Consider the following 21,358-nt stretch of genomic DNA (forward strand, 5'->3'; position numbering starts at 1 on the left):
CATGCGCTATAGCCTCAAGGCCTTGGGCAGACAGGGCGTGGTGCAGTTGCAGATCGACGCCGAGGACGCCGACCAGGCCCGCCGCCAGGCCGCGGATCAGGGCCTGCGTGTGCTCAGCCTGCGCAGCAACGGCGGTGCCCTGCGCGGCATGGCCTGGCGGCGCCAAGCGGCCTTTGACCTGGTGCTGTTCAGCCAGGAACTGTCAACCCTGCTAAATGCCGGGCTGCCGCTGATCGACGCACTGGAGAGCCTGGCGGAAAAGGCGCCTGCAGCCACCACCCGCAAGGTGCTGGCCGAGCTGGTACGCCAGTTGTACGAAGGCCGATCGCTGTCCCAGGCCCTGGGCCAGCAGCCGCGGATATTTCCGCCGCTGTATGTGGCGCTGGTGCAGTCCAGCGAACGCACCGGGGCGCTGGGCGATGCCCTCACGCGCTACATCAGCTACCGCCAGCGCCTGGACCTGGTTCGGCAAAAGCTGGTGGGGGCCTCGGTCTACCCGTTGCTGCTGTTGCTGGTGGGGGGCGGCGTGGTGCTGTTCCTGCTCGGCTATGTGGTGCCGCGTTTCAGCCAGGTGTTCGAGGGCATGGGCACCGAACTGCCCTGGCTGTCACGGGTATTGATGCAGATCGGGCTGTTCCTGCACGCCCAGCAACTGCCGCTGGCGCTGGGCACGCTCAGTGGGGTCACGGCACTGTGGCTGCTGCGCCGCCACCCACGGGTACGGCGCTGGGCCTCCTGCCAGTTGCGCCGCCTGCCGGCGCTGCATCAACGCTTGATGATGTACGAGCTGGCGCGCTTCTACCGCTCGTTGGGCATCTTGCTGCAAGGCGGCATTCCCATCCTGACCGCCATGGGCATGGCCCGCGGCCTGCTCGGTAGCGCAGCAGCCCAGGGCCTGGGCCAGGCCAGCCAGCGGGTGGGCGAAGGGCTGCCACTGTCCGATGCGCTGGAAGCCGGCCACCTGGTTACCCCGGTGTCGCTGCGCCTGCTGCGGGCCGGGGAGCAGTCCGGCAACCTGGGGGAAATGCTGGAACGCTGCGCCGACTTCCATGACCAGGAAATCGGCCGCTGGGTGGAATGGTTCGTGAAACTGTTCGAACCGCTGCTGATGACGTTCATCGGCCTGCTGATCGGCCTGATCGTGATCCTGATGTACATGCCGATCTTCGAACTGGCCTCGAGCATTCACTGAATGGCCAGGCCCAGGCTCTCGCGCAGTGTGCTGCCCTCGTAAGCCGTGCGGTACACCCCGCGCTCCTGCAGCAGCGGCACCACCTCCTGGGTAAACCGGCGAAACTGCCCGGGGTGGCCGATGTAGATGTTGAAGCCATCCAGCGCCCGCGCCTCGAACCACTCGGTCATTTTTGCCGCGACCGTTTCGGCCGAGCCAACGAAGGCACCTGGGCGCAGCTTACGCCCGAACTCCACCGCCTGGCGCAGGCTGAACCCCTGCTCCCGGGCCTGGTCGGCGATGCGCTTGGCATTGGTGAAAAAGCTGCTGCGCGCATGCTCCAGGCTTTCCTGCGGGAACGGTGCATCGAGGTCGTACTGGCTGAAGTCGTGCCAGCCGAAGTTGCGCCCGAACTCTTTGAGCGCCAGCTCGAAGCTATGGTCCTGCTGGTGGTAGTGGCGTTCGATCTCGCGGGCGTGTTCGTCGGTGTCACCCACATAGATCTCGGCACCGGGCAATACCAGCAGTTGCTCCGGGTCACGCCCCAGCCGCGCAGCGCGGCCTTTCACATCGCGGTAGAACGCCTGGCCCTGCTCGATACTGGCAGCATGGGTGAAGATGACATCTGCCGTGGCGGCCCCAAGCTCGCGCCCTTGCTGCGAATCGCCGGCCTGGAAAATGACCGGCTGGCCCTGGGGGGAACGCTGAATATTCAATGGCCCTACGACCGAGAAGTGTTCGCCCTTGTGGTGAAGGGCATGCATCCGGCCCGGATCGAGGAATTGACCGGTAGCGCGGTTGCGCGGGAACGCCCCGTCTTCATAGGACTGCCATAGGCCCTGAACCACCGCCACGTGCTCCTGGGCACGGGCATAACGGGTGTCATAGTCGTAGTGCTCGTCACGGCCATAGTTGCCGGCGGTACCGGCATCACCGCTGGTGACCACGTTCCAGCCAGCGCGGCCCTTGCTGATCAGGTCCAGCGAGGCCAGGCGGCGGGCGACGTTGAAGGGTTCGTTGTAGGACGTGGTCAGGGTGCCGACCAGGCCGATGTTACGGGTAGTCACTGCCAGCGCCGAGAGTAGGGTCAACGGCTCCAGGCGGTTGAGATAATGCGACGGTGAGCCGGGGGTGATGTACTGGCTGTCGACGATGAAGATGAGGTCGAACAGCGCCGCTTCAGCCTGGCGGGCGATGTCGATGTACCAGTCGATGTTGACGCTGGCATCGGCGGGCAGCTCCGGGTCCAGCCACAGGTTGTGCCGGCCTGGGCCGCCGCAGCCCATGGTCAGGGCACCAAGCTTGATTTTGCGGGTGGTCATGTACAGCTCCTCATAACAGTTGTTGCCTGTACCGGCCCAATCGCCGGCAAGCCAGCTCCCACAGGTTTTCCACTGAACCCACGGCTGTGGTGATCCTGTGGCCGCTGGCTTGCCGGCGATTGGGCCACGGCAGGAGAACTCAGTGGTCGAACGCAGCCGCGAACGAGGTATCGAACAGGCTCGACGCCGGATAGTTCTTGATCAGCCCCAGCCCGGCAAAAAAGTCCACGGTCTTCTGCGCATCCACGATCACCTGCGGGTTCAGCGGTGCCACATCGGTACGTGCGCGGGCAAACCAGGCGCGCGCAATGTCGCGATCGGCACGGGTGCGTTTTGCCCAGGCATCGGCATAAGCCTCGGTATGGGCCGGGTCGCTCAGGGTCCAGTCACGGGCCTTTTTCAGACGCTGCAGAAAATCACTGATCTGCGCCCGCTTGGCCTCCACCGCCTTGGCATTGGCCACCACGAAACTCTGCGCCGGTATCAACCCTTCGGCCGTGGCCAGCACGCGCGCCCCTTGGCGCTCCTGCTGGGTGACATAGGGCTCCCAGGTCGCGATCACATCCACTGAACCGCCATCCAGGGCATGGGAGGCGTCCAGGGCGCTGAGGTAGCGCAGCTCCAAGGCATCACGCGGCACGGCGGCCTTGTCCAGCGCGCTGAACAGCAACTGCTGGCTCCAGGAGCCCTTCCAGATCGCCGCACGTTTGCCGCGCAGGTCTTCGAGGCTGCGAATGTTCGAGTCCTTGCGCGCCAGAATCGCCACGCCATCCAGGTTCTGCCGGCTCACCGCAATCACCTTGATCGGCGCGCCCAGGGCACCCAGGAACAACGGTGGCGCATCGCCCAACAGGCCGATGTCCAGGCTGCCCACGTTCAGCGCCTCGGCTACCGGCGAGCCGGCCGTAAACTGCTTCCACTCCAGGGTATACGGCAGGTCGTCGAGCACGCCGGCCGCTTCCATCACCGCCCGGGCATTGAAGCTCTGGTCACCGACCACCAGGGTTTGCGCGGCAGCGGTCAGGCTGAGGGAGCTGGCCAGCACACAGGCGGCCAATTGTTTTAGATATCGCACGTTCGTCTCCAGGTACCGTCGGGGTACATCAGGCCGATCCGCGCGTGCGGTCTCGTGGGGGCATGGGGCTTTCATATTCACTTTGAATATAAATAACGCAATGCTTATAAGTTATCGATTAAGCGCAGTGCCGTGAAATTCGTTTTGGGCATAACCTAATGCTTTGCCCATGCGCACATTTCAAAACAGATCAGTCACTCTGTAAATGCGTTTTTTGCATATTAGCTTATTCATATTTTTACTTTTGAGAATATTCAGCGCATTTGCTAGGGTTAGCCCAAACCGTCAGCCGAGCCTGAATCATGAGCCAACCCCTGCGCCTTGAGCGCCTGCGCACTTTCATTGACGCGCTTGCGCAACTGGTGGACCAAGAAACCGACGAAGCCACCCTCCTCGACCACGGCCAAGGCCTGCTGCGCAGCCTGGTCGCCCATGACGACTGGTTGCCCGAGGCACTGGCGCAGCCAGACCCGGCCCGTTACCAGCAATATTTGCTGCACTGCGATTCGCGCCAGCGCTTTTCCATCGTCAGCTTCGTCTGGGGGCCAGGCCAGCAGACACCCATTCACGACCATCGGGTGTGGGGCTTGATCGGCATGCTGCGCGGCGCCGAATACTCGCAAGGCTTTGCCCGCAGCGAACACGGCGCCCTACTACCAGCAGGCGCGCCCGTGCGCCTCGAGCCCGGTCACGTAGAGGCCGTTTCGCCGCGCATCGGCGATGTGCATCAGGTCAGCAATGCGTTCGACGACCGGGTGTCGATCAGCATCCACGTCTATGGCGCCAACATCGGTGCCGTCAGCCGCGCGGTGTACTCGCCCGACGGCAGCGAAAAACCGTTCATTTCCGGCTATTCCAACAGCCTTCTGCCCAACATCTGGGACCTGTCCAAAGAGAACCCTGCCCCATGAGTACCGTTGCCACCCGCTCCTACCAAGACATTCGCCAGGCCTTGCTGGCCCATGAAGAACTGGCGCTGATCGATGTGCGCGAGGAAGACCCGTTCGCCCAGGCACACCCCCTGTTCACTGCCAACATCCCCTTGTCCAAGCTGGAACTGGAGATTTTCGCCCGCGTGCCACGGCGCGACACCCGCATTACGGTGTATGACGACGGTGAAGGCCTGGCACATCAGGCCGCCGAACGCCTGCTGGCGTTAGGGTACAGCGATGTCGCATTGCTCGAAGGCGGCCTGGCCGGCTGGCGCGCCGCCGGTGGTGAGCTGTTCCGTGACGTGAACGTGCCGAGCAAGGCCTTTGGCGAGCTGGTTGAAAGCGTGCGCCATACCCCGTCGCTGGCGGCCGAACAGGTGCAGGCGCTGCTGGACGACAACGCCGATGTGGTGGTGCTCGACGCCCGCCGCTTCGACGAATACCAGACCATGAGCATCCCGGGGGGCATCAGTGTGCCGGGGGCCGAGCTGGTACTGCGGGTTGCCGAACTGGCGCCAAGCCCCGCTACCCAGGTCATCGTCAACTGCGCAGGGCGCACCCGCAGCATCATCGGCACCCAGTCGCTGGTCAACGCCGGCATCCCCAACCCCGTGGCTGCCCTGCGCAACGGCACCATCGGCTGGACCCTGGCCGGGCAAGCGCTGGCGCACGGCCAGGAGCGCCGCTTCGCCGAGGTGAGCGACAACACCCGCGCCAACGCCGCCCAACGCGCACGCAATGTGGCCGACCGTGCCGGTGTGCTGCGCCTGGAGCGCGAAGCCCTGGCCGCCTGGCAGGCCGATACCCAGCGCACCACCTACCTGTTCGATGTGCGCACCCCCGAGGAATATGCCCACAGCCACCTGCCGGCCAGCCGCTGTGTACCGGGCGGGCAACTGGTGCAGGAAACCGACCACGTCGCCAGCGTGCGCGGGGCGCGCATCGTGCTGGTGGATGATGACGGCGTGCGGGCCAACATGAGTGCTTCATGGCTGGCGCAAATGGGCTGGCAGGTCGCCGTGCTCGATGGCCTGTCGGCGCAAGATTTCAGCGAGACCGGCGATTGGCAGCCCCCCCAACCTCCACTGCCTGCAGTCTCCGAAATCGGGGTCGAGCAGCTGGACGACTGGCTGCAAACGCCAGGCACCGTGCTGCTGGACTTCACCACCAGTGCCAACTACGTGAAACGCCACATTCCGGGTGCCCACTGGGCAATTCGCGCGCAGTTGCCGCAGGTGCTGGAACAGCTGCCAGTAGCCGAGCGCTATGTACTGACCTGCGGCAGCAGCCTGCTGGCACGCTTTGCGGCGGTAGACTTGCGGGCGCTTACGCAGACACCGGTGTACGTACTGGAGGGCGGCACGGCGCGGTGGATTGCGGCAGGCAAGCCGCTGGAAAGTGGCGAAACGCACCTGGCGGTGGCGCGTACCGACCGTTATCGCCGGCCCTATGAAGGCACTGATAACCCGCGGGAGGCCATGCAGGGGTACCTGGACTGGGAGTTCGGGCTGATTGCCCAGCTAGAGCGGGATGGCACCCACGGGTTCAACGTATTGAGCTGAGATTGCCGGGGGCGCGTTGCGCCCCTTTTCGCAACACATCACCGCCCCTGCCTGTTCCGGGCAGCGTCTCTTCCCCCTCACCTTTGTAGCTGGGCCATTGCTGAATGTGCGTAATTGAAATAAATTGCGACTAATTCTCATTAGCGCGCAACAGCACCATGCCTGACTCCCTCCCCTCGACCGGACACAGCCTGGCCGGCCTGTACGCCAACCACCATGGCTGGCTGGTGAACTGGCTGCGTGGCCGCCTGCAGTGTTCGCAGCAGGCCGCCGACCTGGCCCAGGACACGTTCGTGCGTGTACTGCTGGCCGACCGCAGCCAGCCTTTGCTCAGTGAACTGCGCGAGCCACGCCACTTTCTGGTCACCATGGCCAGGCGCGTGATGATTGACAGCTTCCGCCGCCGGGCACTGGAGCAGGCCTACCTGCAACTGTTGGCCGAACAGCCCGAACAGTATGCGATTTCCCCCGAGGAACGCTGGATGCTGGTAGAAACCCTGCAAGCACTGGATGCGATGCTTGAAGGCCTGGGCAAGAAGGTCAAGCAGGCGTTTCTGTTATCGCAGTTGCGTGGCCTGGGCTACAAGGACATCGCCGCCCAGATGGGCGTATCAGTCAGTTCGGTCACCAAGTACATTGCCCGCGCCACCGAGCACTGCTTGCTGTTTGCCCTGGAACACGCCCAGTGAGCCCGCTGCCCCAAAGACAGGCACTGAGCGCCGCCGCGCAGTGGTTTGCCCGGCTGGGCGAGGCCCCTGCCGACCCGGACCTGCAGCAACGCTGGCAGGCCTGGCATGCGGCCGACCCGCAGCACCAGTGGGCCTGGCAACGGGTGGCCATGTTGCAGGCTCAACTGAACCAAGCACAAGGCGCACTGGGCCATGACGTGCTGGAGCGTGCTGGCCAGCAGGGCCCGGCGCTGCAGCGGCGCATGCTGCTCAAGGGGCTGTTGCTGGGCGCGGGGCTTGGCGCCCTGGGCTGGCGCGGTTATCGCGATGCGCCGGCGTGGCTGGCCGATGTGCGCACCGCCATCGGCGAACAGCGCAGGTTGACGCTGAGTGACGGCAGCCGCCTGATCCTCAACACCGGCAGTGCGGTGGACATTGCCTTCAGCAACGACACCCGCCAGCTACGGCTGCGTGCCGGGGAGATCTTTGTCGAAACTGCCGCCGATCACCGCCCGTTCATGGTCAGCACTGCCGAAGGCCACATCAGGGCGCTGGGCACCCGGTTCAGCGTCAGGCAACAGGACCACCAGACCCGCGTATGCGTTTACCAGCATGCCGTCGTCGTGAACCCGATCAACGCGGGTGGCGAGCAAACCCGCCTGGACAGTGGCCATGGCCTGTTGTTCGACAAAACCCGCATCCTGCAACGCATGCCACTGGCCAGTACCGACGCGGCCTGGACCGAAGGCCAACTGGTGGTGGACGATTGGCGCCTGGATCACCTGCTCGAAGAATTACAGCGGTACCGCAGCGGCTACCTGGGCTGCGACACGGCCGTCGGCCACTTGCGGGTTTCCGGCGCCTATTCGCTCACCGATCTTGACCTGACCCTGGCTACCGTTGCCCGCTCGCTGCCGGTAAAGCTGGTGCGCCATACCCGCTTCTGGACACGCGTGGAGCCATTGAGAGGCAATGCCTGAAAAAAATGCACAGGGCATTGTCGATTTGCCCTCGCCCATTCGCCTCCCTGGCAATACACCGAAAACCCTACGCCCAGGAAGCCCGTATGCGCCGCCTTATCTCACCACCCCGCCAAGCACTCACGTTTGCCTTGCTCGGCGCCTCGCTCGCCCTGCTTCCGCCGCTGCTACCCGGTGCAGCCGTGGCCCAGGCAGCCAACGCGCAGAAGACCTACGCCATCAGCAGCGGCCCGCTGAGCACGGTGCTCGGCCGCTTCGCCAACGCGGCCGGGATTGTGCTGTCGTTCGACAGCCAGCTCACTGCTGGCAAGCAAAGTGCCGGCCTGCAAGGCACCTACAGTGTCGAACAGGGCTTCGCCACTCTTCTGGCTGGCACCGGCCTGGGCGTTGCGCCTGCCGAGCAAGGTGCCTATGTGCTGTACCCAGCCGAAACCGGCAATGCCGTGCAGCTGGGCGCGACCAGTGTGGTGGGCGATGGCCTGGGCGAAACCACCGAGAACACCGGTGCCTACACCACCGGGCGTACCCGTACCGCAACCAAGCTGGGCCTGTCACTGCGCGAAACGCCGCAGTCGGTCAGCGTGGTCACGCGCCAGGTGATGAATGATCACCACCTGGCCTCAATCGACGATGTGGTGAAGTTCACACCGGGGCTTTCCAGCAACCATCGTGACAGCGAACGCTATACCTTCTACGCCCGCGGCTTCCAGATCCAGAACTTCCAGTACGACGGTATCCCTGCGCAAATCGCCAACGAGTCGCAGCAATTCACCAGTACCTTGGCCGACATGGCAATTTATGACCGAGTCGAAGTGGTACGAGGTGCCACCGGCCTGCTCAGTGGCGCAGGCACGCCGTCAGCCACGCTCAACCTGGTGCGCAAGCGGCCTACGGAGGATGCACAGGCGACGGTGGCTGGCGAAGTCGGTTCATGGGACCGCTACCGCACCGAGGCCGATGTCTCCGGGCCGCTCACCGAAGCCGGCAACATCCGTGGCCGCCTGGTCGGGGTGTACGAAACCGCCAACTCGTTCGTTGACTGGTACAAGACCGACAAGCGCGTGATGTACGGCGCCCTGGACATCGACCTGAGCGAAGACACCCTGCTGCGCCTGAGCCTCGACTACCAGAACAACAATGCCGACGGCGTCAGCTTCGGGCACATCCCTTTGTTCAACAGCGATGGCAGCGCAACAAACTTCTCGCGGTCGTTCAACCCGGCCGCACGCTGGAGCTACCTGAACAATACCCAGTACAACTTCACCGGCATGCTGGAGCACAAGCTGGCCAACGACTGGGTCGCCAAGGCCGCATACAGCCACCAGTACGCGTACCGCCGTGGCGTCACCGGCTCCGCCAGCGCCGGTACGCCCGACCCGCTTACCGGCAGCGGCGTATCGATGTATATCAACCGCCTGGACAGCTACCAGACCCAGGACAATTTCGACCTGTACGCCACCGGCCCCTTCCAGCTGGGTGGCCGCGAACATGAGCTGGTGTTGGGCAGCAACCTGGCCTACACCCACCTCAACTACCCCACCTACGAACGCGGCTTCCCTGCGGTCGACAACATCTATGAGTGGGATGGCAACCCCCATGGCAAACCGCACCTGGCCAAGACCGAAGAGAGCCTGTCACGCCTGAGCCAGTCCGGTGTCTACGCCGCCGTGCGCCTCAAGCCGTATGATCCGCTGTCGATCATCCTCGGCAGCCGGGTCAGCTGGTGGAACCAGAAGGACGACAGCAGCGATGATTTGACCGGCGAGGTCACTGGCCGCGACCGGACGAAGAAGTCCGGCGTGGTCACGCCCTACGCCGGTGTGGTGCTGGACCTGAACGACACGTATTCGGTGTACGCCAGCTGGACGCAGATTTTCCTGCCACAGACCTATTACAAGACCGCCAGCAATACCTCGCTGGACCCGCTCGAAGGCGACAACTACGAGCTTGGCATCAAGGGCGAGTTCTACGACGGCGCTTTGAACGCCAGCGCCGCACTGTTCGAAGTCAAACAGAAGAACACGCCGCAATTGGTGGATGACAGTGGCCCCCAGGAAATCTACCGGGCCATTGCCGGCACCACCACCCGCGGCATCGAGACGGAAATTTCCGGCGAGGTACTGCCAGGCTGGAATCTATTTGGCGGCTACACCTACCGCGAGTCCCACGACAAGGAGGGCAACCGCGTCGAGACCAACCAGCCGATGAACCTGTTCAAGCTGGCCACCACCTATCGCCTGCCCGGTGACTGGAACAAGCTGACAGTGGGCGGCAACATGACATGGCAAAGCGATATCTACGCGGTCAATTCAGACCTGGGCACCAAGGCGCACCAGCGTGACTATGGCGTGGTCGGGCTGCTGGCCAACTATGCCTTCGATGAACACCTGAGCTTGGGGCTGAACCTGAACAACCTGTTCGACAAGAAGTACTACGACGGCCTGGGCACGTTCAGCTCCGGCTCTTATGGTGAGCCACGCAACCTGGTGGCGAATGCCCGCTGGCGGTTCTGAGGGAATGCACGCGAACGGGGCTGCCGGGCAGCCCCATCATGCCCGCCATCGATGAATGATCCACACATATCATTCAGCGTGATATTAACCTTCGTCCCGTTCGATTCGTGCCTCACGCGCAAGACACTCACACTCCGCCCACTACTAATACATTGGCGGAGTTCTCCATGGAACAATCTCTCAAACCCTTGCGCTTTCCCCTCGCTGCCTTGGCAGTGGTGGTGATCAGCGCTTGCGGTCGAACCCCAGACGCCGTGCAGGCTCCCGCCGCGCCGAAGGTCACTGTGGCCAAGGTGATCGAGCAACCGATCAACGAATGGGACGAGTTCACCGGCCGCCTCGAAGCCCCGGAAACGGTCGAAGTTCGCCCGCGGGTCGCTGGCCAGATCGATCAGGTCGCCTTCACCGAAGGCGCCCAGGTCAAAAAAGGCGACCTGCTGTTCCAGATCGACCCGCGCCCGTTCCAGGCTGAAGTCCGCCGCCTCGAAGCCCAACTGCAACAAGCCAAAGCCACCGCCATTCGCAGCGCCAACGAAGCCCGCCGTGGCGAGCGCCTGCGCGACAGCAACGCCATTTCTGCCGAGCTTGCAGAATCGCGTAGCAGCGCTGCCGCCGAAGCCCGCGCCGGCGTCGACGCGATCCAGGCGCAACTCGACCTGGCGCGCCTGAACCTCAGCTTTACCCGCGTCACCGCGCCTATCAGTGGCCGCGTCAGCCGCGCCCAGTTCACTGCCGGCAACATTGTCACTGCCGATGTCACCCCGCTGACCAGCGTGGTGTCCACCGACAAGGTCTACGCCTACTTCGACGCCGACGAGCGCGTGTACCTCAAGTACACCCAGCTGGCGCGCGAAGGCCAGCGTGGCCAGAGCACCCCCGTGTACCTGGGCCTGACCAACGAAACCGGCAACCCGCACCTGGGCCAGATGAACTTCGTCGACAACCAGGTGAACCCGCGCACCGGCACCATCCGCGGCCGTGCAGTCTTCGACAACCGCGACGGCCAGTTCACCCCGGGGCTGTACGCACGCCTGAAGCTGGTGGGCAGCGCGCAGTACGACGCCGTGCTGATCAATGACGAAGCTGTGGGCACCGACCTTGGCAAGAAGTTCGTGCTGGTCATGGACAAGGACAACAAGGCCGCCTACCGCGCCGTGGAACTGGGGCCAAAGCTGGAAGGCCTGCGCATCGTGCGCAGCGGCCTGGGCAAGGATGACCGCATCGTGGTCAAGGGCCTGCAGCGCGTGCGCCCAGGCTCGCCGGTCACCCCGGAAGAAACCCAGATGGCCAGCGAACAGACCCTCGCTGCCCTCGCCCAGCAGCGCCAGGCACTGGAGGCCAGCAACCCGGCGCCGAAGGTGGCGGGCAACAACGTGAAAGTCGCCAGCGCCCAGGCGCCACGCGGTTAAGGGAACCTACCGATGAACTTCTCGAAATTCTTCATTACCCGGCCGATTTTCGCCGCGGTGCTGTCGCTGGTGCTGCTGATTGCGGGTTCGATCTCGCTGTTCCAGCTGCCGATCAGTGAATACCCCGAGGTGGTGCCGCCCACCGTGGTGGTGCGTGCCAACTTCCCGGGCGCCAACCCCAAGGTCATTGGCGAAACCGTTGCCGCGCCGCTGGAGCAGGCCATTACCGGTGTGGAGAACATGCTGTACATGTCTTCCCAGTCCACCGCAGACGGCAAGCTGACGCTGACCATCACCTTCGCCCTGGGCACCGACCTGGACAACGCCCAGGTGCAGGTGCAGAACCGCGTCACCCGTACCCAGCCCAAGCTGCCTGAAGAAGTGACGCGTATCGGTATCACCGTTGACAAGGCCTCGCCCGACCTGACCATGGTCGTGCACCTGACCTCACCGGACAACCGCTACGACATGCTCTACCTGTCCAACTACGCCATCCTCAACATCAAGGACGAGCTGGCACGCCTGGGCGGCGTTGGCGATGTGCAGCTGTTCGGCATGGGCGACTACTCGCTGCGCGTGTGGCTGGACCCGAACAAGACCGCTTCGCGCAACCTCACCGCCAGCGATGTGGTCGCGGCCATCCGCGAGCAGAACCGCCAGGTGGCCGCCGGCCAGCTGGGCGCCCCGCCCGCCCCCGGTTCCACCAGCTTCCAGCTGTCGATCAACACCCAGGGCCGTCTGGTCAACGAGGAAGAGTTCGAAAACATCATCATCCGTGCCGGTGCCGATGGCGAGATCACGCGCCTGAAAGATATCGCCCGGGTCGAGCTCGGCTCCAGCCAGTACGCCTTGCGCTCGCTGCTGAACAACCAGCCAGCGGTGGCGATCCCGATTTTCCAGCGCCCAGGCTCCAACGCCATCGAGATCTCCGATGAAGTGCGGGCGAAAATGGCCGAACTGAAGAAGGACTTCCCTGAAGGGATGGACTACAGCATCGTCTATGACCCGACCATCTTCGTGCGCGGCTCCATCGAAGCAGTCGTGCACACCCTGTTTGAAGCCCTGGTGCTGGTCGTGCTGGTCGTCATCCTGTTCCTGCAGACTTGGCGTGCCTCGATCATTCCGCTGCTGGCTGTGCCGGTATCGTTGATCGGCACCTTTGCGGTGATGCACCTGTTTGGCTTCTCGCTCAACGCCTTGTCGCTATTTGGGTTGGTGTTGGCCATCGGCATCGTGGTGGACGACGCCATCGTCGTGGTGGAAAACGTCGAGCGCAACATCGGGCTGGGCCTTAAACCGCTGGAAGCCACGCAAAAAGCCATGAGCGAAGTGACCGGGCCGATCATTGCCACCGCCCTTGTGCTGTGCGCCGTGTTCGTCCCTGCGGCCTTCATTTCGGGCCTTACCGGGCAGTTCTACAAGCAGTTCGCCCTGACCATCGCCATTTCCACCGTGATCTCGGCGTTCAACTCGCTGACCCTGTCGCCGGCCCTGGCTGCCGTGCTGCTCAAGGACCACCATGCGCCCAAGGACCGTTTCTCACGGTTCCTCGACAAGCTGCTGGGCAGCTGGCTGTTCTCCCCGTTCAACCGTTTCTTCGACCGCGCCAGCCACCGCTACGTGGGTGGCGTGCGCCGTGTCATCCGCTCCAGCGGCATCGCCCTGTTCGTCTATGCCGGCCTGATGGGCCTGACCTACCTCGGCTTCTCGTCCACGCCGACCGGTTTCGTGCCGGCCCAGGACAAGCAGTACCTGGTGGCATTTGCCCAGTTACCTGACGCCGCCAGCCTCGACCGTACCGAGGCGGTGATCAAGCGCATGAGCGAAATTGCCCTGAAGCAACCTGGCGTGGCCGACTCGGTGGCCTTCCCTGGCCTGTCGATCAACGGTTTCACCAACAGCCCGAACAGCGGCATTGTGTTCACCCCGCTCAAGCCGTTTGATGAGCGCAAGGACCCGAGCCAGTCGGCCGCTGCCATCGCGGCTGCACTCAATGCCCAGTTCGCCGATATCCAGGACGCCTACATCGCGATCTTCCCGCCGCCGCCAGTACAGGGCCTGGGCACAATCGGCGGCTTCCGCCTGCAAATCGAAGACCGTGGCAACCTGGGTTACGAAGCGCTGTACAAAGAAACCCAGAACATCATCGCCAAAAGCCACAACGTGCCGGAGCTGGCGGGCCTGTTCACCAGCTACCAGGTCAACGTGCCGCAGGTTGATGCCGCCATCGACCGGGAAAAGGCCAAGACCCACGGCGTGGCGATCACCGACATCTTCGACACCTTGCAGGTTTACCTGGGCTCGCTGTACACCAACGACTTCAACCGCTTTGGCCGCACGTACCAGGTCAACGTCCAGGCTGAGCAGCAGTTCCGCCTCGATGCCGAGCAGATCGGCCAGTTGAAAGTGCGCAACAACCTCGGCGAGATGATTCCGCTGGCGACCTTCCTCAAGGTCAGCGACACCTCTGGGCCAGACCGCGTCATGCACTACAACGGGTTCATCACCGCAGAAATCAACGGTGCAGCAGCCCCGGGTTATAGCTCTGGCCAGGCCGAAGCTGCCATCGAGAAGCTGCTGAAAGAGGAACTGCCCAACGGCATGACCTTCGAGTGGACCGACCTGACCTACCAGCAAATCCTCTCGGGTAACACCGCGCTGCTGGTGTTCCCTCTGTGCGTGCTGCTGGCGTTCCTGGTGCTGGCCGCCCAGTACGAAAGCTGGAGTTTGCCGCTGGCGGTGATCCTGATCGTACCGATGACCCTGCTGTCGGCCATTACCGGTGTGATCGTGTCAGGTGGCGACAACAACATCTTCACCCAGATCGGACTGATCGTGCTGGTGGGCCTGGCGTGCAAGAACGCGATCCTGATCGTCGAGTTCGCCAAGGATGAGCAGGCCAAAGGCCTTGATCCGCTGGCTGCGGTACTGGAAGCCTGCCGCCTGCGCCTGCGGCCGATCCTGATGACGTCGATTGCCTTCATCATGGGTGTGGTTCCGCTGGTGTTCAGCTCCGGTGCCGGCTCGGAAATGCGCCATGCCATGGGTGTGGCAGTGTTCTCGGGGATGATTGGCGTGACCGTGTTCGGCCTGTTCCTGACCCCGGTGTTCTTCTTCCTGATCCGCCGTTTCGTCGAGCGCCGCCAGGCCCGCAAGGCCGAACACGCTCAAGTGCTGGAGAACCATGCATGAACCTGCTCAAACCCCTGACCCCAAGCCTGCTGGCACTGGCCCTGGCGGCCTGTGCGGTAGGCCCGGACTACCAGGCCCCGGCCACCGAACCTGCACAACTGAACAGTGATGTGCAGGCCAAAGCTTATGACCGTAGCCGCTTCGAAAGCCTGTGGTGGAAGCAGTTCGACGACCCGGTGCTCAACCAGCTGGTGCAGGCTTCGCTGGACGGCAACCGTGACTTGCGCGTGGCCTTCGCCCGTCTGAAATCCGCCCGTTCGATCCGCGAAGACGCCGAGAACGACCAGTTCCCGGTCGTGACCAGCCGCGCCAGCAGCGACATCGGCAAGGGCCAGATCCCCGGCCAGACCACGCAGCGGGTGAACAGCGAGCGCTACGACCTGGGCCTGGACATGGCCTGGGAGCTTGACCTGTTCGGCCGCATCCAGCGTCAGATCGAAGCCAGCGAGGCCCAGGAAGCGGTAGCTGCCGCCGACCTGCAACAGTTGCAGGTCAGCCTGATCGCCGAATTGGTCGATGCCTATGGGCAGCTGCGCGGTGCGCAACTGCGCGAGAAAATCGCCCTGGCAAACCTCAAGACCCAGCAGGAGTCGCGGACCATTACCGAAACCCTGCGCGATGCCGGTGTGGGCAACGACCTCGATGTCGTGCGTGCCGATGCACGCCTGGCCGGGGTCGAAGCCACCGTGCCGCAACTGCAGGCCGAACAGGCCCGGGCGCGGCACCGCATCGCCACCCTGCTCGGCCAGCGCCCTGACGCGCTCAGCGTAGACCTGTCGCCCAAGGCCCTGCCGGCCATCGCCAAGGCATTGCCGGTGGGCGACCCGGGGGAGCTGCTACGCCGTCGTCCGGACATCCGTAGCGCCGAACGCCAGCTGGCTGCCGCCACCGCCAATGTCGGCGTGGCCACGGCAGACCTGTTCCCTCGCGTCAGCCTCAGTGGCTTCCTTGGCTTTACCGCCGCTCGCGGCTCGCAGATCGGCTCCTCGGCAGCCAATGCCTGGGCATTGGGCCCCAGCATTACCTGGGCGGCCTTCGACCTGGGCAGCGTGCGGGCCCGCCTGCGCGGTGCCAAAGCCGATGCCGAAGGGGCCCTGGCCAACTACGAACAGCAGGTATTGCTGGCCCTGGAAGAGTCGGCCAACGCCTTCAGCGATTACGACAAGACCCAGCAGCGCCTGCTGTCGCTGATGCGCCAGAGCGACGCCAGCCGCAAGGCAGCGGAGCTGGCCTCGATTCGCTATCGCGAAGGCACGGTGGACTACCTGGTACTGCTCGACGCCGAGCGCGAGCGGCTGAGCGCTGAGGATGCGCAGGCCCAGGGTGAGGTCGATCTGTACCGCGGCATCGTCTCCATCTACAAAGCCCTGGGCGGCGGCTGGCAACCGCAGACGGTGGCCAGCGCACGCTGATACACCCGTTCAAACGACTCCTTTGGTTGGCTCCTCCCCCAACCGTTTGCCCCGCAGGCCTTGGTCGGCGGGGCTTTTTTATGTCGTTGAATTTTCAGCGCCTGCGAGATCGAGCGCCGCCCGCGCGGCGCATCGCGAGCTGCGCTCGCTCCTACGTTTGTTTCGGGCCAATCGAAACCTGCGAGATACGCGCGCGACCGCCTTGGTGCCTGCACTCGGTTGCATTTGCCCCCCGGCTGGCCCAAGCTCTGCCCTTCCCGCCACCACGGACCGTCCGATGCACAGACGCAACCGCTACCTGATCGCCCTGCTGCTGTTGATCCTGGTATCGGCCCTGTTCGGTTACCTGTGGCGCGATGAGCAGCCAGCCCCGCCGACCTTGCCTGCACACAGCTATGCCAAGGCGCTGCGCCAGGCCCATGACGGCCAACCCGGCGCTGCGCGCGTGCTGTACCAGCAATTGCAACGCGACGACCTGCCCCCTATCCGCCGCGCTGCCCTCTATGCCGAGTTACCCAACTACCCCTCTCCCCAGGCATTGAAACTTGCCCGCCAGGACCTGGAGCATGCCGACCCGCTGGTGCGCCGTGCGGCTATTGCAGGTATCCGCCGCCTGCTGCCGGCAGCGCAGCGCAGCCTGGTACTCGGCCCACTGCTGGACGACGACGAACAAAGCGTGCGCTTTGCTGCCGTGGATGCCCTGCTGGGCCTGAGCCCCGATGCCATCGGCCTGTATTTCGGCCCGTTGCAGGCAGCCCTTGAACACTACCAGCAGGCGCTCGAGCAACACCCCGAGGATGCCGACGCCCAGATACACCTGGCACGCCTGTACCTGCACGAAAACGACTACGCCCAGGCAGCCGCGGCCCTGCAGCGCGCGCTGGACGTTGCACCCGGCAACCTCGACGCCTTGGCCACCCAGGTGCGTTTGCTGGAGCGTCAGGGCCAGCACGATGCCTCGCGCCAGGTACTGGGCAAAGCCTTGGCACTCAGCCCCGACTCAGCCTTCCTGCAGTACGAGCTTGGGCTCTGGCTGATCCGCCACGAGCAACGTGAATACGCCTTGCTTGCCTTGTCCCGCGCCGTCGAACTGGACCCGGACAACGCCGATTACCGCTATACGCTGGCAGTCACTCTCCACGAACTGGAACAACTCGACGCAGCCCAAAAGCAGCTGGAAACCGTGCTCAACCGGGAGCCGGCCAACCGCCGCGCTCGAGTGCTGCTGATCCAGTACTGGAAAGAGACCGGGCAATTGCAGAACGTTCAAGTGCTATTGGCCGAGCTGGAACGGCAGAACCCGGACGACCCCGCACTGCAGCAAGGCCTATAGGCAATATCTGACTATTGTTGAACCCAGGCCGTTTGCCAAGGGTCCGTTGGGTATCAGGCCACCCCTGCAGGAGAGTCGTTTTGTCCCATTCATTGGCGCTGGATGAACGTGCCTTGATCCTGGCACCCCCGCCATTAGCGGCGGATACCTCGCGCCTGCTCGCCTCAGCCGGCATCAATAGCCTGTGCACCGTTGACCTGTCCAACCTGCAGACTTGCCTGGCAGAAGGCGCAGGCCTGGCAATCATTGCCGAGCAAGTGTTCGACAACGGCCCCAGTGCGTTGCTGCAAGCATTCATCGACCAGCAACAGAGCTGGTCGGACCTGCCCATCGTGCTGCTCATGCAGGGTGCCTGGTCGGCCGCTTGTGCAGGCAACCACCCAGTGGGCAATCTTTTGCTGCTGGTCGCCCCGTTCGACAACGACCAACTGCTGCACATGACCCGATCCGCCTTGCGCAACCGACGACGGCAATACGCTGCACGCGACCAGTTGCACGACCTGCAGCAGCGCCTGAACTCACTGGGAGCGCCGCCAGAGAAGGAACACAAACCCAGCGAGTTCGCCTGCTACGAGACACGCAAGATGGAAGCCATTGGCCAACTGGCCGGGGGTGTTGCTCACGACTTCAATAACCTGCTTACCAGCATTGGCGGCAGCTTCGAACTGATTGAACGGCGCCTGCATCAAGGCCGCAGCGATGGCCTTGACAGCGTACTGCGGATGGGACGTGAGGCAGTAACACGCGCCGCTCGCGTGACCCACCGCTTGCTGGCCTTCTCCTCCCGTCAATCGCTGAACAGCCAGCGTGTCGACCTGCACGGCCTGCTCGAGGTGAAACGCCTGAAAACCTGCCTCAACCCTGCCATAACGTTACACGTGCATACCGCCAAAGACCTGTGGCCCGTAGAAGCTGATGCCAAACAGTTGCAGGAAGCCCTCGACAACCTGCTGTTCAATGCCTCAGAAGCCATGCCCAGTGGCGGCCAGCTGCGAGTCGAGGCAAGCAACCAGCATATCCCCAGCAAGCAGTTCACCAGTGGAGCTCTGTGTCCTGGTGACTACCTGCGCCTGAGCATCATCGATGACGGCCAGGGCATGGCGCAAAGCACCCTTGAGCGCGCTTTCGAGCCGTTTTTCAGTACCAAGGCGATCGGCCAGGGTATCGGCCTCGGCCTGTCGATGGTCTACGGCTTCAGCAGGCAGTCTCACGGGCATCTCGCACTGCACAGCCAGATTGGCCTGGGCACTCGGGTAGACCTGTACCTGCCGCGCCATATCGGCCAGGCAACGGCACCAAGCAAGCCGATACCTGTGCAGGAGAGCCGGGGCCGTCACGTGCTGGTGGTCGAAGACGACCCCCATGTGCGCCAATTGTTGTGCCAGGCACTGCGTGAGAGCGGCTTCCCCTGCCGCAGCGCGGCCAACGCCACCCAAGGGCTCAAGGTGTTGCGCTCCTCTCAGCCCGTGGATTTGCTGGTCAGCGACATCGGCCTGCCCGGTATGAATGGCCGTCAACTGGCCGAAATTGCCCGCAGCCTGCATCCACATTTGCCCGTGCTGTTCATCACCGGCTACGCGGAAACGGCCATGGCCCGCGAGGGTTTTTTGGGCACGGGCATGCACTTGATCTGCAAACCATTCGAACTGAAAGACTTGCAGACGCAGGTCACGCAGATTCTGGGCCGCCCCTGAACCCCGTCATTGTTCGAGCATGCTTAGCGCCTGATCGGCAAGGTCCGCCAGCAAAAACGGCTTGTTCATCAATGCCGTTCCCGGCTGATCAAGCAGCTGCGCTTCAACAGGATGGTCAGCGTAGCCGGTGATGAACAGGATCTTCTGCGAAGGAAGCTGCATGCGCATGGCCTTGGCCACTTGCCGGCCACTGAAGCCGCCGGGTAAACCGATGTCGGTAATCACCAGGTCGAAGGGGCCATCAAGGCGAAAGCGCTCCAGCGCAGCATTGGCGTCACTCGCATCAGTGACCACAAAACCGCGTTCAGTCAGGTACTCGCGCATCACGGCACGCAAGTTCAGCTCGTCATCGACCAGTAACAGGCGCTCACCCTGGGCCATGCGCTGGGAACGTTGCACTGGCTTCGGCGCTTCGGGTGCCGGGTCGTGGCACCTTGGGAAAAGCATGGAAACCCTGGCCCCCTGATTCGGGCTCGACTCGATCCAGGCGTATCCCCCCGATTGACCGACAAAACCATACACCATCGATAGCCCAAGCCCGGAACCACGGCCGATGGGCTTGGTGGTGAAGAACGGCTCAAAAGCCCTGGTAATGTCGCGCGTCGAAAAGCCGTGGCCGTCGTCCTCCACATGCAAGGCAACGTAGTCGCCTGGCGGCAGCCCATTTTCATCAGGGAAGCTGGCCGTCAACCGCTCGTTGACGCTGCGTACAGTGACATTGCCACGTTCCAGGCAGGCCTCCCGGGCATTGGCGCAGAGGTTGACCAAGGCATTTTCAAGTTGGGTAACGTCAAGGCATACGGCCCACGGCGCGACATCCAGTTGCCAGTGCAAGCGCATCTCTGCGCCCAGCGTCTTCAATAGCAACGGCTCGCTTAGCCGCAACTGCCGGTTGAAGTCCAGGGGCTTGGGTGCAAGCGGTTGATGCCGAGAGAATGCCAGCAGGCGATGGGTCAGTTCCATGGCGCGTAAGACCGATTCGCGAGCGACCTCCAAATAGGCGTCAACACGCTCCAGGCGGCCATCCTGAAGGCGCCGCTGCAGCAGTTCCAGGCTGCCACCGATGCCAGACAGCAGGTTGTTCATCTCATGGCCCATGCCGCCGGCCAACTGGCCAACCACCTCCATGCGTTCGCTATTGCGCATCAGCGCTTCAGACTTACGCGCGGCCTCTTCGCGGTCTTCGGTGATATCCCGACCGACTGCCGTCAACAGGCTGCCATTGAACCGGGCACTCCAGCGGAACCAGTGATAATGGCCATCGCAGTGACGCAAGCGCGTCTCCAGTTGCTCGGTATTGCGGTATTGCAGGAACCCGGAGACTGCCACTTGTACCTCGGCGCGATCCGCCGGATGCACCAGCTCCAGCACCGGCACATCGTGAACCTGCTCCTCGGACCAGCCCAGAATGCGGTACCAGGCGGGGTTGACGGCATGCAGCTTGAGCTCAGGGGTAACCGTCATCATTGCATCCGGGGACAGTTGCCAGATCTGCTCGCGCTCGGCCACATGGCGCGCTATCTGTCGTTCATAGCCCTGCACCTGCTCACGCCAATGATGGTACGCCTCCACGCTGGCCGTGGTCTCGATCACCTTGTGCAGAAACCCCGCCACGTTTCCAAATTCATCGCGCAGGGGTGCATAACCGAACGCGCACCACAGCGGCTCGCTGCCTTCGACGCAGACGAGCAGGGGCTGGTCCTCGACAAAGTTCGAACGCCCTTCAAGCGCCTTGAATACCCAGGGCCCCATCGCCTCCCAGAGGTCACTCCAGAGCGCATCGAACGCATTGCCCAGCGCATCCGGCCTGGCGGCCCGCAGCGCCCGGTAGCCATCATTGTGCACCACGCAGAGGTCTGCCCCCCAGACCACTGCGCAAGGAAACGGTGACGAGTGCATCATGTCGACGGCAATGCGCAACGAGGCCGACCAACGTGGCAACGGCCCAAGTGATGTGTGCCCCCAGTCGAACTGCGCAATTCGTTGGCTCATCAGATCGAGCGGTGCCGATACGGGCGTTTTCAAGGTGAGCTCCCGCGCAGGCTTGCGCGGCGTACCGTGTGCGGGCAATAGCGTTACTCCACCAATGCGTAGA

The 21,358-nt window shown here is 63.5% G+C and carries 14 protein-coding genes; 11 read left to right on the plus strand and 3 right to left on the minus strand.

Translation table 11 applies throughout. From position 1 onward, the window contains the following. The first annotated feature begins 1 nt into the window (after position 1). On the plus strand, positions 2–1,192 hold the full coding sequence (locus AC07XM_RS11220; RefSeq protein ID WP_102689079.1) for a type II secretion system F family protein: 1,191 nt from the start codon (positions 2–4) through the stop codon (positions 1,190–1,192). Here AC07XM_RS11220 and AC07XM_RS11225 read toward each other — a convergent pair. Both AC07XM_RS11225 and AC07XM_RS11230 read right to left on the minus strand, forming a co-directional pair. Beyond that, complete coding sequence (locus AC07XM_RS11225) at positions 1,186–2,493, minus strand: LLM class flavin-dependent oxidoreductase (RefSeq protein ID WP_016486711.1); 1,308 nt, start codon at positions 2,491–2,493, stop codon at positions 1,186–1,188. The two genes, AC07XM_RS11220 and AC07XM_RS11225, sit on opposite strands and share 7 nt — an antisense overlap. A gap of 139 nt (positions 2,494–2,632) precedes the next feature. Further along, on the minus strand, positions 2,633–3,568 hold the full coding sequence (locus AC07XM_RS11230) for an ABC transporter substrate-binding protein (protein ID WP_102689080.1): 936 nt from the start codon (positions 3,566–3,568) through the stop codon (positions 2,633–2,635). Positions 3,569–3,870: 302 nt separating this feature from the next. Here AC07XM_RS11230 and AC07XM_RS11235 point away from each other — a divergent pair, with 302 nt between their 5' ends. The 10 genes from AC07XM_RS11235 to AC07XM_RS11280 all read left to right on the plus strand — a co-directional run bounded on the left by AC07XM_RS11235 (position 3,871) and on the right by AC07XM_RS11280 (position 19,263). Further along, on the plus strand, positions 3,871–4,479 hold the full coding sequence (locus tag AC07XM_RS11235) for a cysteine dioxygenase family protein (protein WP_016486709.1): 609 nt from the start codon (positions 3,871–3,873) through the stop codon (positions 4,477–4,479). Further along, on the plus strand, positions 4,476–6,062 hold the full coding sequence (locus AC07XM_RS11240; RefSeq protein WP_102689081.1) for a rhodanese-related sulfurtransferase: 1,587 nt from the start codon (positions 4,476–4,478) through the stop codon (positions 6,060–6,062). Before AC07XM_RS11235 ends, AC07XM_RS11240 begins: the two co-directional genes overlap by 4 nt. 158 nt (positions 6,063–6,220) lie before the next feature. After that, the gene (locus AC07XM_RS11245) at positions 6,221–6,751 is read left to right on the plus strand and encodes a sigma-70 family RNA polymerase sigma factor (RefSeq protein ID WP_023048544.1); all 531 of its coding nucleotides are present in this window, start codon (positions 6,221–6,223) and stop codon (positions 6,749–6,751) included. Continuing rightward, a complete protein-coding gene (locus AC07XM_RS11250) occupies positions 6,748–7,710 on the plus strand; it encodes a FecR domain-containing protein (protein WP_016486706.1) in 963 nt (320 codons plus the stop codon). The genes AC07XM_RS11245 and AC07XM_RS11250 overlap by 4 nt, the downstream gene beginning before the upstream one ends. 86 nt (positions 7,711–7,796) lie before the next feature. Next, complete coding sequence (locus AC07XM_RS11255; protein ID WP_102689082.1) at positions 7,797–10,223, plus strand: TonB-dependent siderophore receptor; 2,427 nt, start codon at positions 7,797–7,799, stop codon at positions 10,221–10,223. A gap of 167 nt (positions 10,224–10,390) precedes the next feature. Then, positions 10,391–11,632 (plus strand): multidrug efflux RND transporter periplasmic adaptor subunit MexE, encoded by a 1,242-nt coding sequence (gene mexE, locus AC07XM_RS11260; RefSeq protein ID WP_016486704.1) that lies wholly within the window; start codon positions 10,391–10,393, stop codon positions 11,630–11,632. 12 nt (positions 11,633–11,644) lie between these two features. Then, positions 11,645–14,824 carry an efflux RND transporter permease subunit gene (locus tag AC07XM_RS11265; protein WP_016486703.1) on the plus strand — a complete coding sequence of 1,060 codons (3,180 nt, stop codon included), beginning with the start codon at positions 11,645–11,647 and terminating at the stop codon, positions 14,822–14,824. Next, positions 14,821–16,236 carry an efflux transporter outer membrane subunit gene (locus AC07XM_RS11270; protein WP_016486702.1) on the plus strand — a complete coding sequence of 472 codons (1,416 nt, stop codon included), beginning with the start codon at positions 14,821–14,823 and terminating at the stop codon, positions 16,234–16,236. The genes AC07XM_RS11265 and AC07XM_RS11270 overlap by 4 nt, the downstream gene beginning before the upstream one ends. A gap of 277 nt (positions 16,237–16,513) precedes the next feature. Then, complete coding sequence (locus AC07XM_RS11275) at positions 16,514–17,569, plus strand: HEAT repeat domain-containing protein (protein ID WP_102689083.1); 1,056 nt, start codon at positions 16,514–16,516, stop codon at positions 17,567–17,569. An 80-nt stretch (positions 17,570–17,649) separates the two neighbouring features. Continuing rightward, positions 17,650–19,263, plus strand: coding sequence for a response regulator (locus AC07XM_RS11280; RefSeq protein ID WP_102689084.1), 1,614 nt, complete (start codon positions 17,650–17,652; stop codon positions 19,261–19,263). Positions 19,264–19,269: 6 nt separating this feature from the next. On the opposite strand, the gene AC07XM_RS11285 is transcribed toward AC07XM_RS11280, so the two are convergent. Then, entirely contained in the window at positions 19,270–21,333 is a 2,064-nt protein-coding gene (locus AC07XM_RS11285; RefSeq protein WP_102689085.1) for an ATP-binding protein, read from the minus strand. Positions 21,334–21,358: the final 25 nt, after the last annotated feature.

It is taken from the genome of Pseudomonas sp. GW460-LB5 (assembly GCF_059423245.1).